Origin of the sequence: Novosphingobium pentaromativorans US6-1, from assembly GCF_000767465.1 — a bacterium.
Taxonomy (GTDB): Bacteria; Pseudomonadota; Alphaproteobacteria; order Sphingomonadales; family Sphingomonadaceae; genus Novosphingobium; species Novosphingobium pentaromativorans.
On record NZ_CP009291.1, the window covers coordinates 997,512 to 1,014,222 of the forward strand.

General features: G+C 59.4%; 13 protein-coding genes. 7 read left to right on the forward strand and 6 right to left on the reverse strand.

Annotated elements, in window-relative coordinates; all coding sequences use genetic code 11:
- The first annotated feature begins 110 nt into the window (after positions 1–110).
- Positions 111–995, forward strand: a complete 885-nt coding sequence (locus tag JI59_RS04655) for an SAM-dependent methyltransferase (protein ID WP_274378220.1) — start codon at positions 111–113, stop codon at positions 993–995.
- Positions 992–1,699 (forward strand): lycopene cyclase domain-containing protein, encoded by a 708-nt coding sequence (locus JI59_RS04660; protein ID WP_007013947.1) that lies wholly within the window; start codon positions 992–994, stop codon positions 1,697–1,699. The genes JI59_RS04655 and JI59_RS04660 overlap by 4 nt, the downstream gene beginning before the upstream one ends.
- Before the next feature lie 71 nt (positions 1,700–1,770).
- Here the strand turns inward: JI59_RS04660 and eno are convergent, their stop codons facing one another.
- Complete coding sequence (eno, locus tag JI59_RS04665; protein ID WP_007013946.1) at positions 1,771–3,048, reverse strand: phosphopyruvate hydratase; 1,278 nt, start codon at positions 3,046–3,048, stop codon at positions 1,771–1,773.
- 496 nt (positions 3,049–3,544) lie between these two features.
- On the opposite strand from eno, the gene ppsA reads away from it, so the two are divergent.
- The 4 genes from ppsA to JI59_RS04680 all read left to right on the forward strand — a co-directional run bounded on the left by ppsA (position 3,545) and on the right by JI59_RS04680 (position 9,356).
- Entirely contained in the window at positions 3,545–5,971 is a 2,427-nt protein-coding gene (gene ppsA / locus JI59_RS04670; protein ID WP_007013944.1) for a phosphoenolpyruvate synthase, read from the forward strand.
- Complete coding sequence (locus tag JI59_RS04675; protein ID WP_038575539.1) at positions 5,968–6,975, forward strand: hydroxyacid dehydrogenase; 1,008 nt, start codon at positions 5,968–5,970, stop codon at positions 6,973–6,975. Before ppsA ends, JI59_RS04675 begins: the two co-directional genes overlap by 4 nt.
- Before the next feature lie 499 nt (positions 6,976–7,474).
- Complete coding sequence (locus tag JI59_RS27045; protein ID WP_153811639.1) at positions 7,475–7,639, forward strand: hypothetical protein; 165 nt, start codon at positions 7,475–7,477, stop codon at positions 7,637–7,639.
- Positions 7,640–7,826: 187 nt separating this feature from the next.
- The gene (locus JI59_RS04680; protein ID WP_007013941.1) at positions 7,827–9,356 is read left to right on the forward strand and encodes a multicopper oxidase family protein; all 1,530 of its coding nucleotides are present in this window, start codon (positions 7,827–7,829) and stop codon (positions 9,354–9,356) included.
- Between the two features lie 180 nt (positions 9,357–9,536).
- Here the strand turns inward: JI59_RS04680 and JI59_RS04685 are convergent, their stop codons facing one another.
- The 5 genes from JI59_RS04685 to JI59_RS26665 all read right to left on the reverse strand — a co-directional run bounded on the left by JI59_RS04685 (position 9,537) and on the right by JI59_RS26665 (position 16,129).
- Positions 9,537–11,171: an alpha-D-glucose phosphate-specific phosphoglucomutase gene (locus JI59_RS04685; RefSeq protein ID WP_007013940.1), complete on the reverse strand. Its 1,635-nt coding sequence runs from the start codon at positions 11,169–11,171 to the stop codon at positions 9,537–9,539.
- Between the two features lie 144 nt (positions 11,172–11,315).
- The gene (gene edd, locus JI59_RS04690; protein WP_007013939.1) at positions 11,316–13,130 is read right to left on the reverse strand and encodes a phosphogluconate dehydratase; all 1,815 of its coding nucleotides are present in this window, start codon (positions 13,128–13,130) and stop codon (positions 11,316–11,318) included.
- Between the two features lie 155 nt (positions 13,131–13,285).
- Positions 13,286–13,996: a CBS domain-containing protein gene (locus JI59_RS04695; RefSeq protein ID WP_038576994.1), complete on the reverse strand. Its 711-nt coding sequence runs from the start codon at positions 13,994–13,996 to the stop codon at positions 13,286–13,288.
- Positions 13,996–15,051 (reverse strand): type II glyceraldehyde-3-phosphate dehydrogenase, encoded by a 1,056-nt coding sequence (locus JI59_RS04700; RefSeq protein ID WP_038575541.1) that lies wholly within the window; start codon positions 15,049–15,051, stop codon positions 13,996–13,998. Before JI59_RS04700 ends, JI59_RS04695 begins: the two co-directional genes overlap by 1 nt.
- Positions 15,052–15,295: 244 nt before the next feature.
- Entirely contained in the window at positions 15,296–16,129 is an 834-nt protein-coding gene (locus tag JI59_RS26665; RefSeq protein WP_161601691.1) for a hypothetical protein, read from the reverse strand.
- On the opposite strand from JI59_RS26665, the gene JI59_RS04710 reads away from it, so the two are divergent.
- Positions 16,109–16,702 carry a helix-turn-helix domain-containing protein gene (locus JI59_RS04710; protein WP_203226080.1) on the forward strand — a complete coding sequence of 198 codons (594 nt, stop codon included), beginning with the start codon at positions 16,109–16,111 and terminating at the stop codon, positions 16,700–16,702. The genes JI59_RS26665 and JI59_RS04710 overlap by 21 nt on opposite strands.
- The last annotated feature ends 9 nt before the right edge of the window (positions 16,703–16,711 follow it).

Here is a 16,711-nt window from a genome sequence, read left to right on the forward strand (position 1 = left end):
TGCTGTTCCAGGGTCTTGACGCGTTGGATGGTCATCCGGTTCAGCGCGCGCGCGCAAAATTCGCGCGAGGCCAAAGTCAACGCAATCATCGGCGCCGCTCGCAAAGAAACGTGGCCCATCACTATGATCTGGCGGGCGCGCTCTATGATCTGTTCCTTGATCAGGATCGCCAGTATTCATGTGCCTATTTTACGGACGCCGGGCAAACTCTCGACGACGCACAAGCTGCCAAAAAACGACACATTGCGGCAAAGCTGCTGCTCGAGCCGGGCTGCGAGGTACTCGATATCGGTTCGGGCTGGGGTGGTCTTGCGCTCGAACTCGCGCAATCGGCAAACGCCAATGTAACCGGGATCACGCTGTCGACCGAACAATTGGCCGCAGCAGGTGCGCGCGCCGAGGCAGCCGGTCTCTCCCACCAGGTTCGGTTCGAACTCAAGGACTACCGGGAGACCGAAGGCACGTTCGATCGTATCGTTTCGGTCGGCATGTTCGAGCATGTAGGACCGCAAGACTATTCGACTTTCTTCCAAACGGTAGGAAGCAGGCTCAAACCTGACGGCGTGGCCCTGATCCATTCGATCGGGCGCATGGAACCGCCCGGAGGTGCCGATCCCTGGATCAGCAAATATATCTTCCCCGGCGGCTACATCCCTGCGCTTTCGGAAATGATCGCGACAGTCGAAAAGGCGGGCCTGTGGATCACCGACATCGAGATCTTGAGGGTGCATTATGCCGAAACGCTGCGCCATTGGCATGATCGCTTTCAGGAGCGGCGCGCGCAAGCGGCCGAAATCTACGACGAGCGCTTTTGCCGGATGTGGGAATTTTACCTCGCTGCCTGCGAAATGCTGTTTCGCGAAGGTCCGTTGATGGTTTTTCAGTTGCAACTCGCCCATCGCCGGGACGCGGTGCCACTTACGCGTGACTACATTACTGATCATGAGAGACAGGCACTTGCTGACGTGCCCGAGAATGTCAGACACAGGGCGTGAATTGGTCCCACGATTTTGTCTGGTTGACGTGGTCGCTGGCCTTCCTTTTGGCATTCGCCCTGATCTACTTCGCATTTCCCCCGCACAGAAAGCTTATGTTTCGGGGCGCGCTTGGCACGGCGCCACTCGGCTTGAGCGAGCCTTTATTCGTGCCTGAGTACTGGGATCCTCCCAGCCTGTTCGATCTCGCCCAAAAGACCGGCTTTGACCTTGAAAGTATCATCTTCTCGTTCAGCATAGGTGGCATTGGCGTGGTGCTGTATAATCTGATGACCCGTCAGGTGACGGCGCCCGCCGGCTTCCATGACCGGCACCGCTTACACCGTCTTGCGCTGGCGACACCGGTGCTTTTCTTCGTGCCGCTCATGACCCTTGGCTGGAACCCGATATATCCGGCGGTCGTTGCAATGGCGGCAGGCGCTGGCGCTGCCATATGGTGCCGCCCGGATCTCTTCGCCAAGACGTTGATTGGTGGGCTTCTGTTCCTCGTCTTCTACACAATTTTCATCCTCGGACTTCGGATAACCACGCCGAACTATATTGAAGAGGTCTGGAACCTGCCGGCCCTATCAGGATTGCTGCCTGCCGGAATACCGATTGAAGAACTGCTATTCGGGGGTGCTTTTGGCCTCTACTGGGCAAGCGTATACGAGCACCTGACCTGGTCGAGGTCCTCGCCGTTACTTAAACCGGGAGATGTCTGATCAAAATGGCTTCCCCGTTTCATGGAGGACCGTCACTTCGAACCACTGGCAAACCATGCGCCTGACAATTCTTATGCGACGAAAGGCGATGAGAAGAGGGCTTCGGCGCCGAGCTCGCGTTCGATTTCCAGCAAGCGATTGTACTTGGCGAGCCGCTCGCCCCGGCAGGGTGCCCCACCTTTGAATTGACCACCGGTCATCGCAACAGCAAAATCAGCGACAAAATCATCCTCCGTCTCGCCGGAGCGATGGGAAAATTTATAGCGCAGGCCAGCTCGCCGGCAGAGTTCGATTGCTGCCACCGTCTCGGTCACAGTGCCTATCTGATTGGGCTTGATCAAAACAGCGTTGGTCGCCTTCTCGTCGATCCCACGACGGATGAAGCGCGGGTTGGTGACATACAGGTCATCGCCGACAATCTGGATACGGTCTCCCACTGCGGCGGTCTGTTTGGCAAAGGCGGACCAGTCGCTTTCCGCAAAGCCATCCTCAATCGAGACGATCGGGAAGGCAGTTATCCAATCAGCGTATACCGCCAGAAGGTCGTCGCTCGATATGCTCGATGGGCCCAGTCCGGGCAGAGCATATCCATCATCTCCAAAAAAAGATGTCGCAGCGGGATCCAGAGCGATCGCGATCTGTCGGCCAGGTTCGTAGCCCGCCTTTTCGATTGCTCGCACGATCAGTTCCAACGCCTCACGCTCGTTTTTCAGGCGGGGCGCGAACCCGCCTTCGTCGCCTACGCCTGTGGCAAAGCCGTCCTGTTCGAGAAGCCCCTTCAGCGCATGATAGGTTTCCGAACCGAAGCGCAGCGCTTCACTGTAGGTCGGCGCGCCGTGCGGCACGATCATGAACTCCTGCATCTGGAGTCCATTGGCGGCGTGCTTGCCACCGTTGATGATGTTCATCATAGGAACCGGGAGACGCCGCGCCGTGGAACCTCCGAGATACTGGTAGAGCGGCATTTCCATTGACTGAGCAGAGGCGCGGGCGACCGCCAGCGAAACGCCCAGGATAGCGTTGGCACCGAGCCGCGCTTTGTTCTCAGTTCCGTCAAGCTCACACATCAGCCGGTCGATTTCCGGCTGCCGCACAGCATCTATTCCGATGAGGGCGGGCGCAATTTCGCGTTCGATATTTTCGACGGCCTTCAATACCCCGCGACCTGCATAGCGCGCGCTATCGCCGTCGCGAAGTTCATGGGCCTCGAACTGACCCGTCGATGCTCCCGAAGGGACCGATGCACTCGCAACCGTGCCGCCCTCCAGGCGGACCGTCACCTTGACCGTAGGCCAGCCGCGGGAATCGAGAATTTCGCCAGCTTTGAGCCCGGTTATCGTTCTCTTCATTCGATGTGCTCCTCAAGCGGGCCGCTTTTCAAACCCGCGGCCCTTGATCAATACCGATCTGCCAAGCCTCGCCCTCAGGATGCGTAATGCGTCAAAGCCAGGCAGCGGATTGAGCACCATTCTCGCCACCCCTTCTACGTTGCTCGTCTCGATGACAAACTGACTGCATTTCCGACTCTGTGTGAAAGAGACGTCAAAGCGATCCATTCCTTACCGTTTCATCGCCTTCATCCATTTCGGCGGCATTCCTCCGCCTGGCTCGAACGTCAGTTCGGACCGCGCGCTGGCCTGGATTGGAACGATTTCGCCCTGTGCCAGGATTGGCACCGCACTGTAAGATCGTTTGGTGAGCAGCGTCCTTCTCAGGGAAAAACGCTACCTCTGCTTTCGAGAGCATCTCAGGAGAGAGATCTCCGGTTTTGCCGTAAGCGCGGTCGGACGCGAATAATTTGGTCAGGAGGCAACCTTTCTGACCGTGTACGCAAGGAGCCCATCGATGACGGAAAAACGCATAGCCTGGTTTGAGACCCTGAACGTAGGCGACGTTCCCCGCGTCGGCGGCAAGAACGCCTCTCTTGGCGAGATGGTACGCACACTCAAGGATAAGGGGGTGCGTGTGCCGGGCGGCTTTGCGACAACTGCCGCCGCTTTCCGCGAATACGTGGCTGCCAACAATATTGAGCCGGAGCTGCGCGCCCGCGTTGAGGCATTGAAAAACGAACAAACATCGCTGCACGAAGCGGGCGAAACGATCCGCCGGCTGTTTCTCGACGGAGAATTCCCGGAGGCGATCGCCGAGGAAATCCGGGATGCCTATCGCGAGCTTTCCCGCCGCAGCGGCCAGGCCGAGATCAGCGTTGCTGTGCGCTCGAGCGCGACCGCTGAAGACCTGCCCCAAGCGAGCTTTGCCGGCCAGCAGGAGACCTTCCTCAATGTGCGCGGCGAACGCGCGCTGCTCGACGCTTGCCGGCGGTGCTATGCATCGCTGTTTACCGATCGCGCGATCAGCTATCGCGAAACCCAGGGGTTTGATCATCTGGAAGTCGCGTTGTCGATCGGCGTTCAGCGGATGGTGCGCTCCGACCTGGCAGGGTCGGGGGTCATGTTTTCGATCGACACGGAAACTGGATTTCCCGGAGTCGCCGTGATCAGCGCCGCATGGGGTCTCGGCGAAACCGTCGTTCAGGGCGCGGTCGACCCCGACAAGTACCTCGTGTTCAAGCCATTGCTCGACGACCGGCGCTACACGCCCATCATCGAGAAGACTCTGGGCGCCAAAGAGACCAAGATGATTTATGCGACCGGCGGCAGCACCCGCACCGCAACGGTCGCCACCACCCAGAAAGAGCGCCAGGCTTTCGTCCTCAGAGAGGACGAGATACTGGAGCTGGGCCGCTGGGCCGCGACGATCGAGGATCACTACGGCCGGCCGATGGACATGGAATGGGCCAAGGACGGAGAGACCGGCGAGCTTTACATGGTTCAGGCGCGGCCGGAGACGGTGCAGTCGTCCCGTCAAACCGGTCATATCAAGAGCTATCGCCTGAAAACAAAGGGAAAGCCGATCATCACCGGCGCGGCGATCGGCGAAGCGATTGCCTCGGGTCAAGTCTGCGCCATTCGCAGCGCCGCCGACATCGACACCTTCCGCGAGGGCGCCATCCTGGTAACCGGTATGACGGACCCGGACTGGGTACCGATCATGAAGAAGGCAGCCGGCATCATCACCGATCATGGGGGCACCACCAGCCACGCCGCCATCGTCAGCCGCGAGCTGGGAGTGCCCGCCATCGTCGGCACCGGCCACGGCACCGAATTGCTGCGTGACGGACAGGAGATTACCCTATCGTGCGCCGAGGGTGACCGGGGCGTCGTCTACGAGGGCATCCTGGAGTTCGAGTCATCGGAGGTGGATGTTTCCGATCTGCCCGAAACCCGAACCGCGATGCTGGTGAATATCGCCAGCCCCGCCGCCGCATTCCGCTGGTGGCGCCTGCCTGCGCGGGGGGTCGGCCTTGCGCGGATGGAGTTCATCATCAACAATCTAATCAAGATCCATCCCATGGCGCTGATCCATCCCGACCGCGTGGCCGATCCAGAGGCACGGCGCGAGATCCGCCAGCGCACGCGCGGCTACGATGACCCCGTGGACTTCTTTGTCGAGACGCTGGCGCTGGGAATCGCCAAACTCGCGACACCCTACCACCCGCACCCCGTGATCGTGCGCTTGAGCGACTTCAAGTCCAACGAATATGCCCACCTTATTGGCGGCGCCGCCTTCGAGCCCGAAGAGGAAAACCCGATGCTCGGCTGGCGCGGTGCCTCGCGCTATTACGACGAGCGCTATCGCGAGGGTTTTGCGCTGGAATGCCGTGCGCTCAAGACGGTGCGCGAAAGGATCGGCCTTGAGAACGTTATCGTCATGGTGCCATTCTGCCGCACGCTCGAGGAGGCTGATCGCGTGCTTGCCGTGATGAAAGAGAACGGACTCGAGCCCGGCCGGGACGGCCTCGAGATCTACATGATGTGCGAGATTCCCGCCAATGTCTTCCTTGCCAAAGAGTTCGCACAGCGCTTCGACGGTTTCTCGATCGGTTCCAATGATCTCACCCAGCTCGTACTCGGGGTAGATCGGGACTCGAGCGATCTCGCACCGCTGTTCGATGAGCGCAATGAGGCGGTCAAGCGTGCGATCCGCGAAGCGATCGTCCAGGCGCACGCCGCCGGCATCAAGATCGGCATCTGCGGCCAAGCCCCCAGCAATTATCCCGAATACGCCGCGTTTCTGGTTGAAGAAGGCATCGATTCGATCTCGCTCAACCCCGACAGCTTCGTCACCACGCTTCGCAACGTTGCACAAGTGGAGCAGCGGCTGGATACCGCTCCGGCGCAAACAACCTCCGAACCCGGTACTGCGTCATGAAGGTCGTCGTGTTCGAGACAGAAGAGTGGGAACACCAAGCCTGTCTGCGGCTTGAACCCCAGCATGAGGTCGAATGCACACGCGAGCGCCTCGACCCACATACGGCCGCGCCCTACGCTTCCACAGAAATCGTAAGCACCTTCGTGAACTCGCAGCTCGGTGCCGATGTGCTGACCCAGTTCCCGCGTCTCAAGCTGATCGCAACCCGATCTACCGGATACGATCATATCGATTTGGACTGGTGCAAGGCGCACGGTGTCGCGGTAGCGAACGTACCCGACTATGGCGATTCGACCGTGGCGGAACATGCCTTCGCCCTGCTCCTGGCCGTCGCGCGCAATCTGGTCGAGTCGGTAGAGCGTACGCGACGCGGCGATTTCTCTCAGACCGGGCTGCGCGGTTTCGAACTGCGCGGCAAGACGCTCGGCGTCATCGGGACTGGTCGTATCGGGCGCCGTGCGATTGAGATTGCGCGCGGTCTTGGCATGGATGTCGTGGCATACGATCTCTATCCGGATGAAGACGCGGCAACACAACTCGGGTTTCGTTATGCCGATTTAGACGAGGTTCTCGCAGGTGCGGATGCGCTGACACTCCACGTGCCGGCGACCGCCGGAACCGCGAGTCTCATATCCGATCGCGAGTTCGCTCTAATGAAGCCGGACGTCATCCTCATCAACACCGCACGGGGCAATATCGTCGATGTCCCAGCACTGGTGCGGGCGCTGTCCGACGGCAGGGTTAAAGCGGCAGGGCTCGACGTCCTGCCTCAGGAGCCCCTGGTGCGCGAGGAAGCGCAGATCTTTCGCGAGACCTCGACCGACGGCTACGATCTGAAGGCGCTCGTCGCCAATCACGTTCTCCTGCGCTTCCCGAACGTGATTGTGACGCCGCATATTGCCTACAACACTCAGAGTGCTGTCCGGCGCATCATCGAGACTACGGTAGAGAATATCGAGGCGTTCGGGCGGGGAGAACCGCGCCACCTCGTCTCTCTTGCCTAAGTCCGGATCGCGCAAGCCCAGATGGCAGGCAGTGTCAGCCCTTGACTGTTCCCTGCCGTTTTATCTCAGACACTCAGATTGGTGGAGGTGGCTGATTTTGACTGCCTTCATCGTGATCAAATACCGTTCCGATCCTTAAATTGTTTTTTGCGCGGCGCTTGGACTATCCTCGGTCTTCTCGTCGAATCCGTCTATCTCTCAGTCATGCGGGAGCGGGGCGATTCTGCGAAGAGTAAGGAACTGCTGCAATTTCGAGCTGCCACATGCGCGTTGGCCGTCGTCGGAGGACAGAGTGCGGGCGAGGCCTTGCGAGTCTGCAGAAAAGAGGGAAACACATTCCATGGAAAACCGCCGCGCCGCTATGATCAAAACAATTTTTGTCTCGTTATTTCTCCTAGCGGGTCTTGGAATCCTAATTCATTTTGGAGTGAAGCTGCTGGAGTAGGACCGAGAGAAAAGTCTTGGACCTGGTTACTACCTCATGCCTCTAGGATGAGATATGAGCAAAGCAGCTGTTGTGACCGGTAATGCCGACGCCACTACTCTTGGCGATATCTGGCGGGCATTTGCCAACGAGCAGATCCGCAGTGGTCAGTCTGTCTCCGGTAAGGGGCTTTTTGCCCAAATGGCCGAGATTGCGGTTGCCAAGGCAAAGGAGGGGTGAGGTTTGATGGACTTCACTTATAACGCCACAATCGCCTTCATGCTGCCGATCTTTCTGTTAGCGACGCTCAAGATTATGTACGTTATGAGCTTGGCTTAGTTTTTACCCCGCCCCACAAGATCGTCAACAACGGTCGAAGTTCTGGGAACACCCTGATTGGTTATTTCGCGTTGAAGTGAGGCAAGCAATGGCAGACATACTCACCCGCCGCCGGGCCTTGCATCTCTTCGGCGGGGCAGCGTCGGCGCTCGCAATCGGTCCCCTGAGCGGGTGCGACGCGCTTTCCGACACGCGGAAGGCTGCGACACTCGCATTGGATCGCCGCCCCTTAACGATTCCGCCGCTAGAGCAAGGAAAGCAAATTTCTGGCCAGCGGGTCTTCGATCTGGTCTTGAAGCGGGGCACAACCTCGTTCTTTGAAGGCGTTCAAACTCCGACCATCGGCATCAATCAGTCCTATCTCGGTCCTACTCTGCAAATGCACCGCGGGGATCGCGTGCGCATGTTGGTCAAGAACGAGCTTGGCGAACATGCAACTCTCCACTGGCATGGTTTCGAACTGCCCGCGTCTGCCGATGGTGGGCCGCACCAGACGATCGCCCCCGGCGCCAGTTGGTCGGCTGCCTTTGAGGTGCGGCAGCGCGCCTCACTCTATTGGTGCCATTCGCATGCGCTGCGCCGGTCTGGACCGCAGGTCTATGCTGGACTTGCCGCGCCCATTTATGTCCGCGACGAAGAAGAGGATGCTCTCGGCCTGCCCTCAGAGTACGGCGTCGACGATATACCACTGGTGGTGCAGGATCGGACTTTCGCGAGCGACGGCTCACTTGTCTACTCAAGCAACATGCAAAACGGGATGATGGGCATGATTGGCGATGTCCTGCTCGTAAACGGCACTCATGAACCAGTTTTTGAAGCGCGCTCGAACAAACTGCGGCTGCGCTTGCTTAACGGCTCCAATGCCCGTTTTTACGAATTTGCCTTCCGCAATGGACAGACTTTCGATCTGATTGCGAGCGACGGTGGTCTGCTTAAGAGGCCATTTCGGGCGAGCCGTGTCCGACTTGCTCCCGGCGAACGCGCGCAAATCGTGATCGACCTCGTGGACGATCGCCCTATCGATCTTGTCGCTGACAGTGTCAGCAATATGGGAATGATGGGCGGTGGCAGAATGATGGGAATGGGGGGTATAATGCGCGGTCAACGTGGTGATGCCTTACGAGCTGACCAGTTCGCCGTCCTTTCCATTGTCCCGGCCGAGGATCGGCGCAAGGGCGAACCGCTTCCATCCGAACTAACAAGCTTTGCAGCGCCAGACCCGGCACTCGCCGTTGCGACACGCCGCTTCGTTCTTGGAATGGGAATGGGGATGATGAGCGGTTTCACCATCAACGGAAGATCGATGAACATGGCTCGCATCGATGAGCGCGTGCCGATCGGCCAGTGGGAGATCTGGGAGGTCGAGAACGCCTCGATGATGGCTCATCCCTTTCATATCCATAATGCCCAATTCCGCATTCTTGATCGCGGCGGCCGGGCGCCCCCGCCTCTCGAAACGGGGTTCAAGGATACGGTCGTGGTCAATCCTGGAGAGACGGTGCGGCTGTTGCTCCGCTTCGAGCAGAATACCGATCCCGAACTTCCCTACATGTATCATTGCCATATCCTTGAACACGAGGACGCGGGGATGATGGGCCAGTTTGTAGTAACTACCTGAGGGAATGTTCTGGCGCGTCAAGGCTTATTGGCACAGGGAAGCGCTTGGGACCAAAGTTCGCCGCCGGCATCAGCCGTCACCGGGTCAGCCGAATGCTTGGATTCCGCCATTGGCATTTGCACACTCGTTGGGCCAGAAGGCGTCGGGGAGTGAGCCGCTAGTAGAGCCAGTCAAGTCTGCTCAGGTTATGACGGAAGGCTCTTCTCGCCCAAGTCGCTTGGGGATTTCAGCAAAATCGCGCGCGATCGCCGTAAGCTCGGTCAACGCCGATTGCACATCCTGGCCCTGGCGCTGCAAATCCGGTTCGTAGCGTTCCAAATAAAGCCGCAAGGCAGCATCGCTGCTCCCGGTACCGGATAGTCGATAGATGATGCGAGAGCCGTCCTCGAACAGTAGCCGAATGCCCTGATGCGGCGTCAGACGGTGATCGACGGGATCTGAATAGCTGAAGTCGTCGGCAAAATGAACCATCGACCCGCCAAGCTGGCGTCCGTTCAACTCGCCGATCCGCCCGCCCAATGAATCCATAAGGGCATTGGCGGCCGCGACATCGAGCGCTTCGTAGTCGTGCCGGGCATAAAAGTGACGCCCATATCGTCGCCAGTGATCTTGAACGATCTGGGCCAATGGTTGCCGCCGCTCCGCCAGGATAGTCAGCCACAGCAAGACGGCCCATAAGCCATCCTTTTCGCGGATGTGATCCGAGCCCGTCCCAAAACTCTCTTCGCCGCATAGCGTTATCTTGCCGGCATCCAGCAGATTACCAAAAAACTTCCAGCCAGTCGGCGTTTCGAAGCAGGGAATGCCGAGATCATCGGCGACCCGGTCGAGCGCGCGACTCGTCGGCATCGAGCGCGCGACGCCGACGAGGCCCGCACGGTAGCCCGGTGCGAGATGCGCATTTGCGGCAAGAACGGCCAGGCTGTCGCTCGGAGTCACGAAGAATCCGCGACCCAGGATCATGTTGCGATCACCATCTCCGTCCGAGGCGGCCCCGAAATCAGGTCCGCCGACACCATACATGATCTCAACCAGTTCCCGGGCCCGAGCCAGGTTCGGATCTGGCTTGACGCCGCCGAAGTCCGGCAACGGCACGCCGTTGACGACGGTTCCGGCCGGAGCACCGAGACGGTCCTCAAGGATTGCGCGTGCATAAGGACCCGTAGCTGCATGCATGGCGTCGAACCGCATTCGGAAGCCGCCGCTCCCGAGAAATTCCCGAAGGCGATCGAAATCGAAAAGAGTCTCCATGAGCGCTGCGTATTCGCTGACAGGATCGACGATCTCAATCGTAGTACCGCCGAGACTGGATATACCGATGCGGTCGATATCAACATCCGGCGCATCGATGATACGATAAGAAGCGATCTTCTGGCTCAGTGCATAAATCGCTTCGGTGAGATTCTCCGGTGCCGGGCCACCGTTCGAAGCATTATACTTGATCCCGAAATCGCCATCGGGGCCGCCGGGGTTGTGGCTTGCCGAGAGGATCAGACCGCCGAAGGCGCCGCGCATACGAATAAGATTGGAGGCGGCCGGCGTCGACAACAGCCCTTCACGGCCGACGACGATACGGTCAAAGCCGTGTGCCGCGGCCATCTTGATCACAGTTTGAGTTGCGCGCCGGTTGTAGTACCGACCGTCGCCGCCGACGACGAGGGTCTGGCCATGAGAGCCACCGACAGCATCGAAGATCGACTGTATGAAATTCTCTAGATAATGCGGCTGCTGGAAGACGGATACCTTCTTGCGAAGGCCTGACGTGCCAGGTCGTTGATCCGCAAAAGGACGGGTGCGGATCGTGCGAATGTTCATATCTTTCCTGTCCGTCCGCCTCATCGGGCAACGGGCTCGTCGGGTATCACGCGCTGTAGTCGAACGGTGATCCAACCCACTATTATCATGGCCGATTACTCCACCGTTTGTTCCTTCAAGGCATGAAACATGGAACCCACTTCCTTATAGCCCGGCAAGGGCCAGCATCGCCGAACTACCCTTTTCCGCCTCGTCGGCATGGAGACGCATCATGGCGAACAGCTCGCGGCCAAGACCTGGGTGCTCTTGTGGCGGCGCAACAGGCTCCCGTCGTTCCCATTCCGGCTCGCTTACCAGAGCCGCCAGCAGACCATCGTCCGCCGAGAGGCGAACAAGGTCGCCGTCGCGCAATCGCGCGAGCGGGCCGCCGCCGAGTGCTTCGGGCGAGACGTGGATTGCTGAAGGCACTTTGCCGGACGCACCCGACATCCGCCCATCGGTCACGAGTGCAATTCTGAATCCACGATCCTGCAGAACACCTAGCGGGGGAAGGAGTTTGTGCAGTTCGGGCATACCGTTCGCGCGCGGTCCCTGAAAACGTACGACGACGACCGTGTCGCGGTCGAGCTCACCCGCCTCGAAAGCCATCACCACGTCATCCTGATTTGAAAACACGCGTGCCGATGCCTCGATTGTCCAGCGCTCAGGATCGACTGCACTCGTCTTCATGACGCAGCGCCCAAGATTGCCCTGAAGGAGCCGTATGCCGCCATCGGGGAAGAACGGCGCACTGGCGGGTTTCAGCATGTCGACATTGCCGCTTTCCTGCGGCCCGGCGCGCCAGACGAGCACATCGCCTTCCAACACCGGCTGCTCGGTATAGGCACCAAGGTCGCTGGTCCAGACCGTCAATAGATCCCGGTGGAGATGGCCCGATTGGATGAGCTCACGAGTGACATAGGCCATGCCGCCAGCCGCTTGGAATCCGTTCACATCGCCGGCCCCGTTCGGATAGACCTGCGCAATGAGCGGTACGGCTGCGCTCAACTCCTCAAGGTCGCTCCAGTCAATCTCTATCCCTGCGGCCCGGGCGATGGCGGGCAGATGGATCGTGTGATTTGTCGAGCCACCGGTCGCGAGAAGCCCGACTGCGGCATTGACAATCGCTTTCTCGTCTACGCAGCGTCCGAACGGGCGATAGTCGTTTCCGCCCGCCCCAATCTCGGTCACGCGATGCACCGCTGCGCGCGTCAACTCCTGCCGCAGCTTCGTGCCAGGATTGACGAACGCCGCGCCTGGCACGTGGAGGCCCATCACCTCCATCATCATCTGGTTGGAATTGGCAGTACCGTAAAAGGTGCAGGTGCCGGGCGCATGGTAGGAGGCGCTTTCCGCCTCAAGCAGTTCGTCGTGCCCCACTTTGCCCTCCGCGAAGAGTTGGCGAACGCGCGCCTTCTCTTTGTTGGGAAGGCCGGACGGCATCGGCCCTGCGGGAACGAGGATCGCGGGAAGATGGCCAAAACGGAGCATGCCGATCAGAAGCCCCGGCACGATCTTGTCGCAGATACCGAGGAGAAGCGCACCCTCGAACATGGCATGACTGAGGCCTACCGAAACGGCAAGCGCGATCGTATCGCGGCTGAACAGCGACAATTCCATGCCATCCTGCCCTTGGGTCACGCCATCGCACATCGCGGGAGCCCCGCCCGCAACTTGCGCGGTTGCGCCGACTTCCCGTGCGAAGATCTTGATCTGCTCTGGATACCGGTAATAGGGCGCATGGGCGGACAGCATGTCATTATACGCTGTAACAAGACCAATATTGGTTGCGCGAGCGGCAGAGATTGTCTGCTTGTCATCGCCCGATGCCGCGAATGCATGCGCCAGATTGCTGCAGGATAATGTGCTGCGCCGGGGGCCTGCATTCAGCTGCCGGTCAATGAACGCAAGATAGTCATCCCGGCGCGGCTTGGAGCGCTCGGCGATCCTCGCAGTGACGGCTTCAACGACTGGATTCATGAGTGACTCCGTAAAATCGCAGGGATGGTGCAGACATCAGTGTACATCGCTGCAGAAAAGCCGATTGAAGACTCACTTTGCAGGCGGCTAACGGCGCAATTCGTCAAGCTGATCAGGCAGATTTGCCTCGGCACTTCAGGCTCTCCGCCAGACTATTATACCACCCAGCCATATGCTCCCCACGCATAGGGAGGCATCGGTTCGACGTTCATCTCCAGACCTAGAACCCCTGGCACATTCTCAGCGGCGACTCGGAGCGCGTCTACCTGATCCTGTGAATTCACAATTCCCCAGATTTGCACGATACCCTTCGCAACAATCACGCTAATGCCATAGGACGGCCCCCAATCCGCTTGCTCGATCTCGTCAAGAAGCTGCTTGCGGATCGCCTCATCGGAGACTGACATGGGAGGAGGCACCATGTCCTTGCCCGCCGCAAGTCCGCGTATAAGATCGGCGCGGCTGACAATGCCGACCACTTTATCCTCGCGTAGGACCGGAACACGCTTGATTCGCCTGGATTCGAGCAGGTGTGCCACCTCGCTGCTCAAGGCTTCCTCCGTGACAGTGACGACGTCGCGCGTCATCACGTCGGCGGCGAAACGTCCGCGTGCCTTCACGTAATCCGCCGCGCTGGCTCCGCGCTTGGAGAAATGCCGCAACCACCAGGAACCATGCGGATGGCTACCATCCTCGGTTCTGCGCAGCAGGTCCCCTTCGCTCACAATTCCCGCCAGCTGACCGTCAGACCCGATCACCGGCACAGCGCTGATGTGCCGCTCGAGCAGGAGCCGGGCAACTTCCGGGACCGAGGTTTCCGGCGTAACCGAAACCACCGACGTCGTCATGATATGCTTCATCTTCATCATTGGCCTCCCAGTGCTTGTGTGACCGCACCGATGCCAAGTGCGGCATTGGTCTTGGCGATGGATTCTTTCGGATCGCGCACTTTGCCGACCAGAGCCCTGATCGCATCGATGGTCTCGGGAATGACGATCGCCTGGTTGTCGACCATGTAGCCGTAGAAGAGTTCGTCGCCTTCCACTTTCAGCATGTCCGACCACAGAGCTACCTCATAAAGGTTATCGTGAGGCCGGCCGAGATCGGCCATCAGCTCCTTCACTGTGTTGATTGCCGTCAAACCGTCCGCCATGCGAATAAGGGCGATGCGGCTTGACGACCGAAAGGCTTCGAGTACCTCCTCCTTTTCTGCAGGGCGCGTCAGCTGTACCGCCCAGTAATGCAGGTGCGCCAGGGTCTCGGGCACCTTCACTGCCATCGTGATGACATCGAGTTCGGGATCGACGCTCCGGGCATCCGGGCCCTGGTGGCTCGGAATTTCGGGTTCGGGGACCAGCGTATTCATGATGCCGCCGAGATGGCTCTCCCACGGGTCGGTCGCCCGGCGCAGCAACGTGCCGCGCGCCCGGTGGAGCAGGCCGGCAGGCTTGAGCGCCGTCAACGTCCGGACGATCGAGGTCGTGTTGCAGGAAACAACGCGGGTGCTGTCGCGGTCGAGCGCACTTTCGTAGCTCGCCTCGGCAACGAAAGAATGCCCGGTAACCGCATGTTTCTCACCGCCCTGGACGATGAATTTGATACCCTTCTCACGGTAAATTTCGACGTTCCTGGCCGCAACGTGTTTGGGTGTGCAATCCACCACGATTTCGGCCACCGAGAGCAGATCGTCCAGGGCTCCGGTCACATCGAGACCGCTATCGCGCATCGCGTCGTTGTGCTCGCTCGCTGCGCTATAGAGCCGGAAACCTTTTTGCGTCACCATGCGCGATCGCCAGTCGGCGTTGATGTCCGAAACCCCCGCTAGTTCCATGTCTTCCTGCCGGGCAACCGCGTCGGCCACGCGCTTGCCGATTACGCCATAACCGTTGACGGCCACGCGTGTCTTGCTGGTTGCGTTCATGTCTTTCTCCCCGGATAGATCCTGACTGCTCTTATCATGTCGAAATTCGGTCCTTCTCAAGGTCGGCCCGAACGGGCAACTGCCGCGACCAGTCGAAATCGCCCCAATTCGAGCCGGTATCGGCCTTATGCGGTATGTCACCAGCACCCGCGCGGGGTGCTTCTGAGAGAGACGCGAGAGCAACGGATATCTTACAGATAAAGCGCTTGTGACGGCGAGATAAAACGCCCGGAGAGGGCAGCATTCATTCTTCGGATGCGGGCCCGAGAGCCTCTACGTCCAGACGCCACCGTTCGAGCCAGGTTAAATCGGTATTTGGACCCAGCCCAGAACTGTTTGCAGGTTTTACAAAGTCCTTGAAGAATTCTATTCGGTGAGAGCGATGGCCTGCCGCCTCAAGGCAGGCGAGTACGCCGCGCTGTCCCGCGGCAACGCTGCTTTGCACGCCCTCGCAGTCAAGTTGGCACGCGAGGCTGTCGACGGCGCCGACCATTGCCAGTGGAACTGGCGCGCAATGGCCGACGCCGAACGCTGCCAGATAGTGCGCAACGAGGTGCTTAGGCTTTTGGACCGGTTCGACCCGGTACAGGCAAAGTCCGTAGAGATGACCAGAAGCCACGCTTGCCGCCAGAATCCCGCGCCTATGGTAACTGTCCGGTATTGTCAGCGATCCAGCGATTTGGGCCCACTGGTCGAATGTTAGATCAGGCGTGACCGCCCGGACCAGCGGAAAAGCTTGGGCAATTTGCTCTCTTTCAAGCGGAGCAACGCTGACCACATTCTCAAAATTCGCCTGCTGCGGCATCCGCAACTCCGTCACTGCAGCCAGCAATACTGCCGGGAGGCGAGGAACGTCCTTGATGTGGCTCAATCGCCGCGTTATTATCTGGATGGATCGGAACAGGTTATGAGAAGCGTTTGCGCTGGAAAGACAGAGCCACTCTCGCCCGGTCAGAAGCACATACCAGAACCCTGTGCCACATGCGCCGCCCGCGTCCTCAGCGTGTGCGATGCGATTGATGACTGCGATCTCGACCGACTTGCAGCGATCACCAGGGTGCACGAGATTGAGCCGCATCGAACATTTGTCACCGAAGGCGACCCAGCGGACTACCTCTTCAATATCACAGAAGGTACGGTCAAAGTGTACAAGTTGCTGCCCGACGGTAGGCAACAGATTACCGGTTTTCTCTCCGCTGGCGACTTTCTTGGCCTCTCCTTCCAGGAGAATTATGGCTGCAGCGCCGAGGCGGTTACGCAGGTGCGCTTTTGCCAGTTCCCGCGCAGGAAGCTTTCACAGCTTCTGACCGACTTTCCCGAAATGGAGCGGCGGCTTCTTGGAATAGCCTCCAACGAACTTGCGGCGGCGCAAGATCAGATGCTTTTGCTCGGACGTAAGACCGCACGCGAACGCGTCGCCAGCTTCCTCCTCATGCTATCCCGCCGCGCTGTACGCGCCGGACGGGAAATTGATCCTGTCATCCTTCCTATGACCCGCGCGGATATCGCCGATTATCTGGGCCTCACCGTAGAAACCGTGAGCCGCACTTTTACCCAGCTCAAAAAGGCGGGTGTGGTAGAATTACATGAAGCGGGCATCGTGCATCTCCCCGACCCCGCGGCACTCGAGGAACTCGGCGGGGGCATCTAGAGGACACGA

Bases quoted from the DNA above. Each gene is read 5' to 3' on its own strand.
- edd (WP_007013939.1), bottom strand. From the start codon at position 13,130: ATGAATCCAGTCGTTGAAGCCGTCACTGCGAGGATCGCCGAGCGCTCC.
- ppsA (WP_007013944.1), top strand. From the start codon at position 3,545: ATGACGGAAAAACGCATAGCCTGGTTTGAGACCCTGAACGTAGGCGAC.
- JI59_RS27045 (WP_153811639.1), top strand. From the start codon at position 7,475: ATGAGCAAAGCAGCTGTTGTGACCGGTAATGCCGACGCCACTACTCTT.
- JI59_RS04680 (WP_007013941.1), top strand. From the start codon at position 7,827: ATGGCAGACATACTCACCCGCCGCCGGGCCTTGCATCTCTTCGGCGGG.
- JI59_RS04700 (WP_038575541.1), bottom strand. From the start codon at position 15,051: ATGAACGCAACCAGCAAGACACGCGTGGCCGTCAACGGTTATGGCGTA.
- JI59_RS04675 (WP_038575539.1), top strand. From the start codon at position 5,968: ATGAAGGTCGTCGTGTTCGAGACAGAAGAGTGGGAACACCAAGCCTGT.
- JI59_RS04685 (WP_007013940.1), bottom strand. From the start codon at position 11,171: ATGAACATTCGCACGATCCGCACCCGTCCTTTTGCGGATCAACGACCT.
- JI59_RS04695 (WP_038576994.1), bottom strand. From the start codon at position 13,996: ATGAAGATGAAGCATATCATGACGACGTCGGTGGTTTCGGTTACGCCG.
- JI59_RS26665 (WP_161601691.1), bottom strand. From the start codon at position 16,129: ATGCGGCTCAATCTCGTGCACCCTGGTGATCGCTGCAAGTCGGTCGAG.
- eno (WP_007013946.1), bottom strand. From the start codon at position 3,048: ATGAAGAGAACGATAACCGGGCTCAAAGCTGGCGAAATTCTCGATTCC.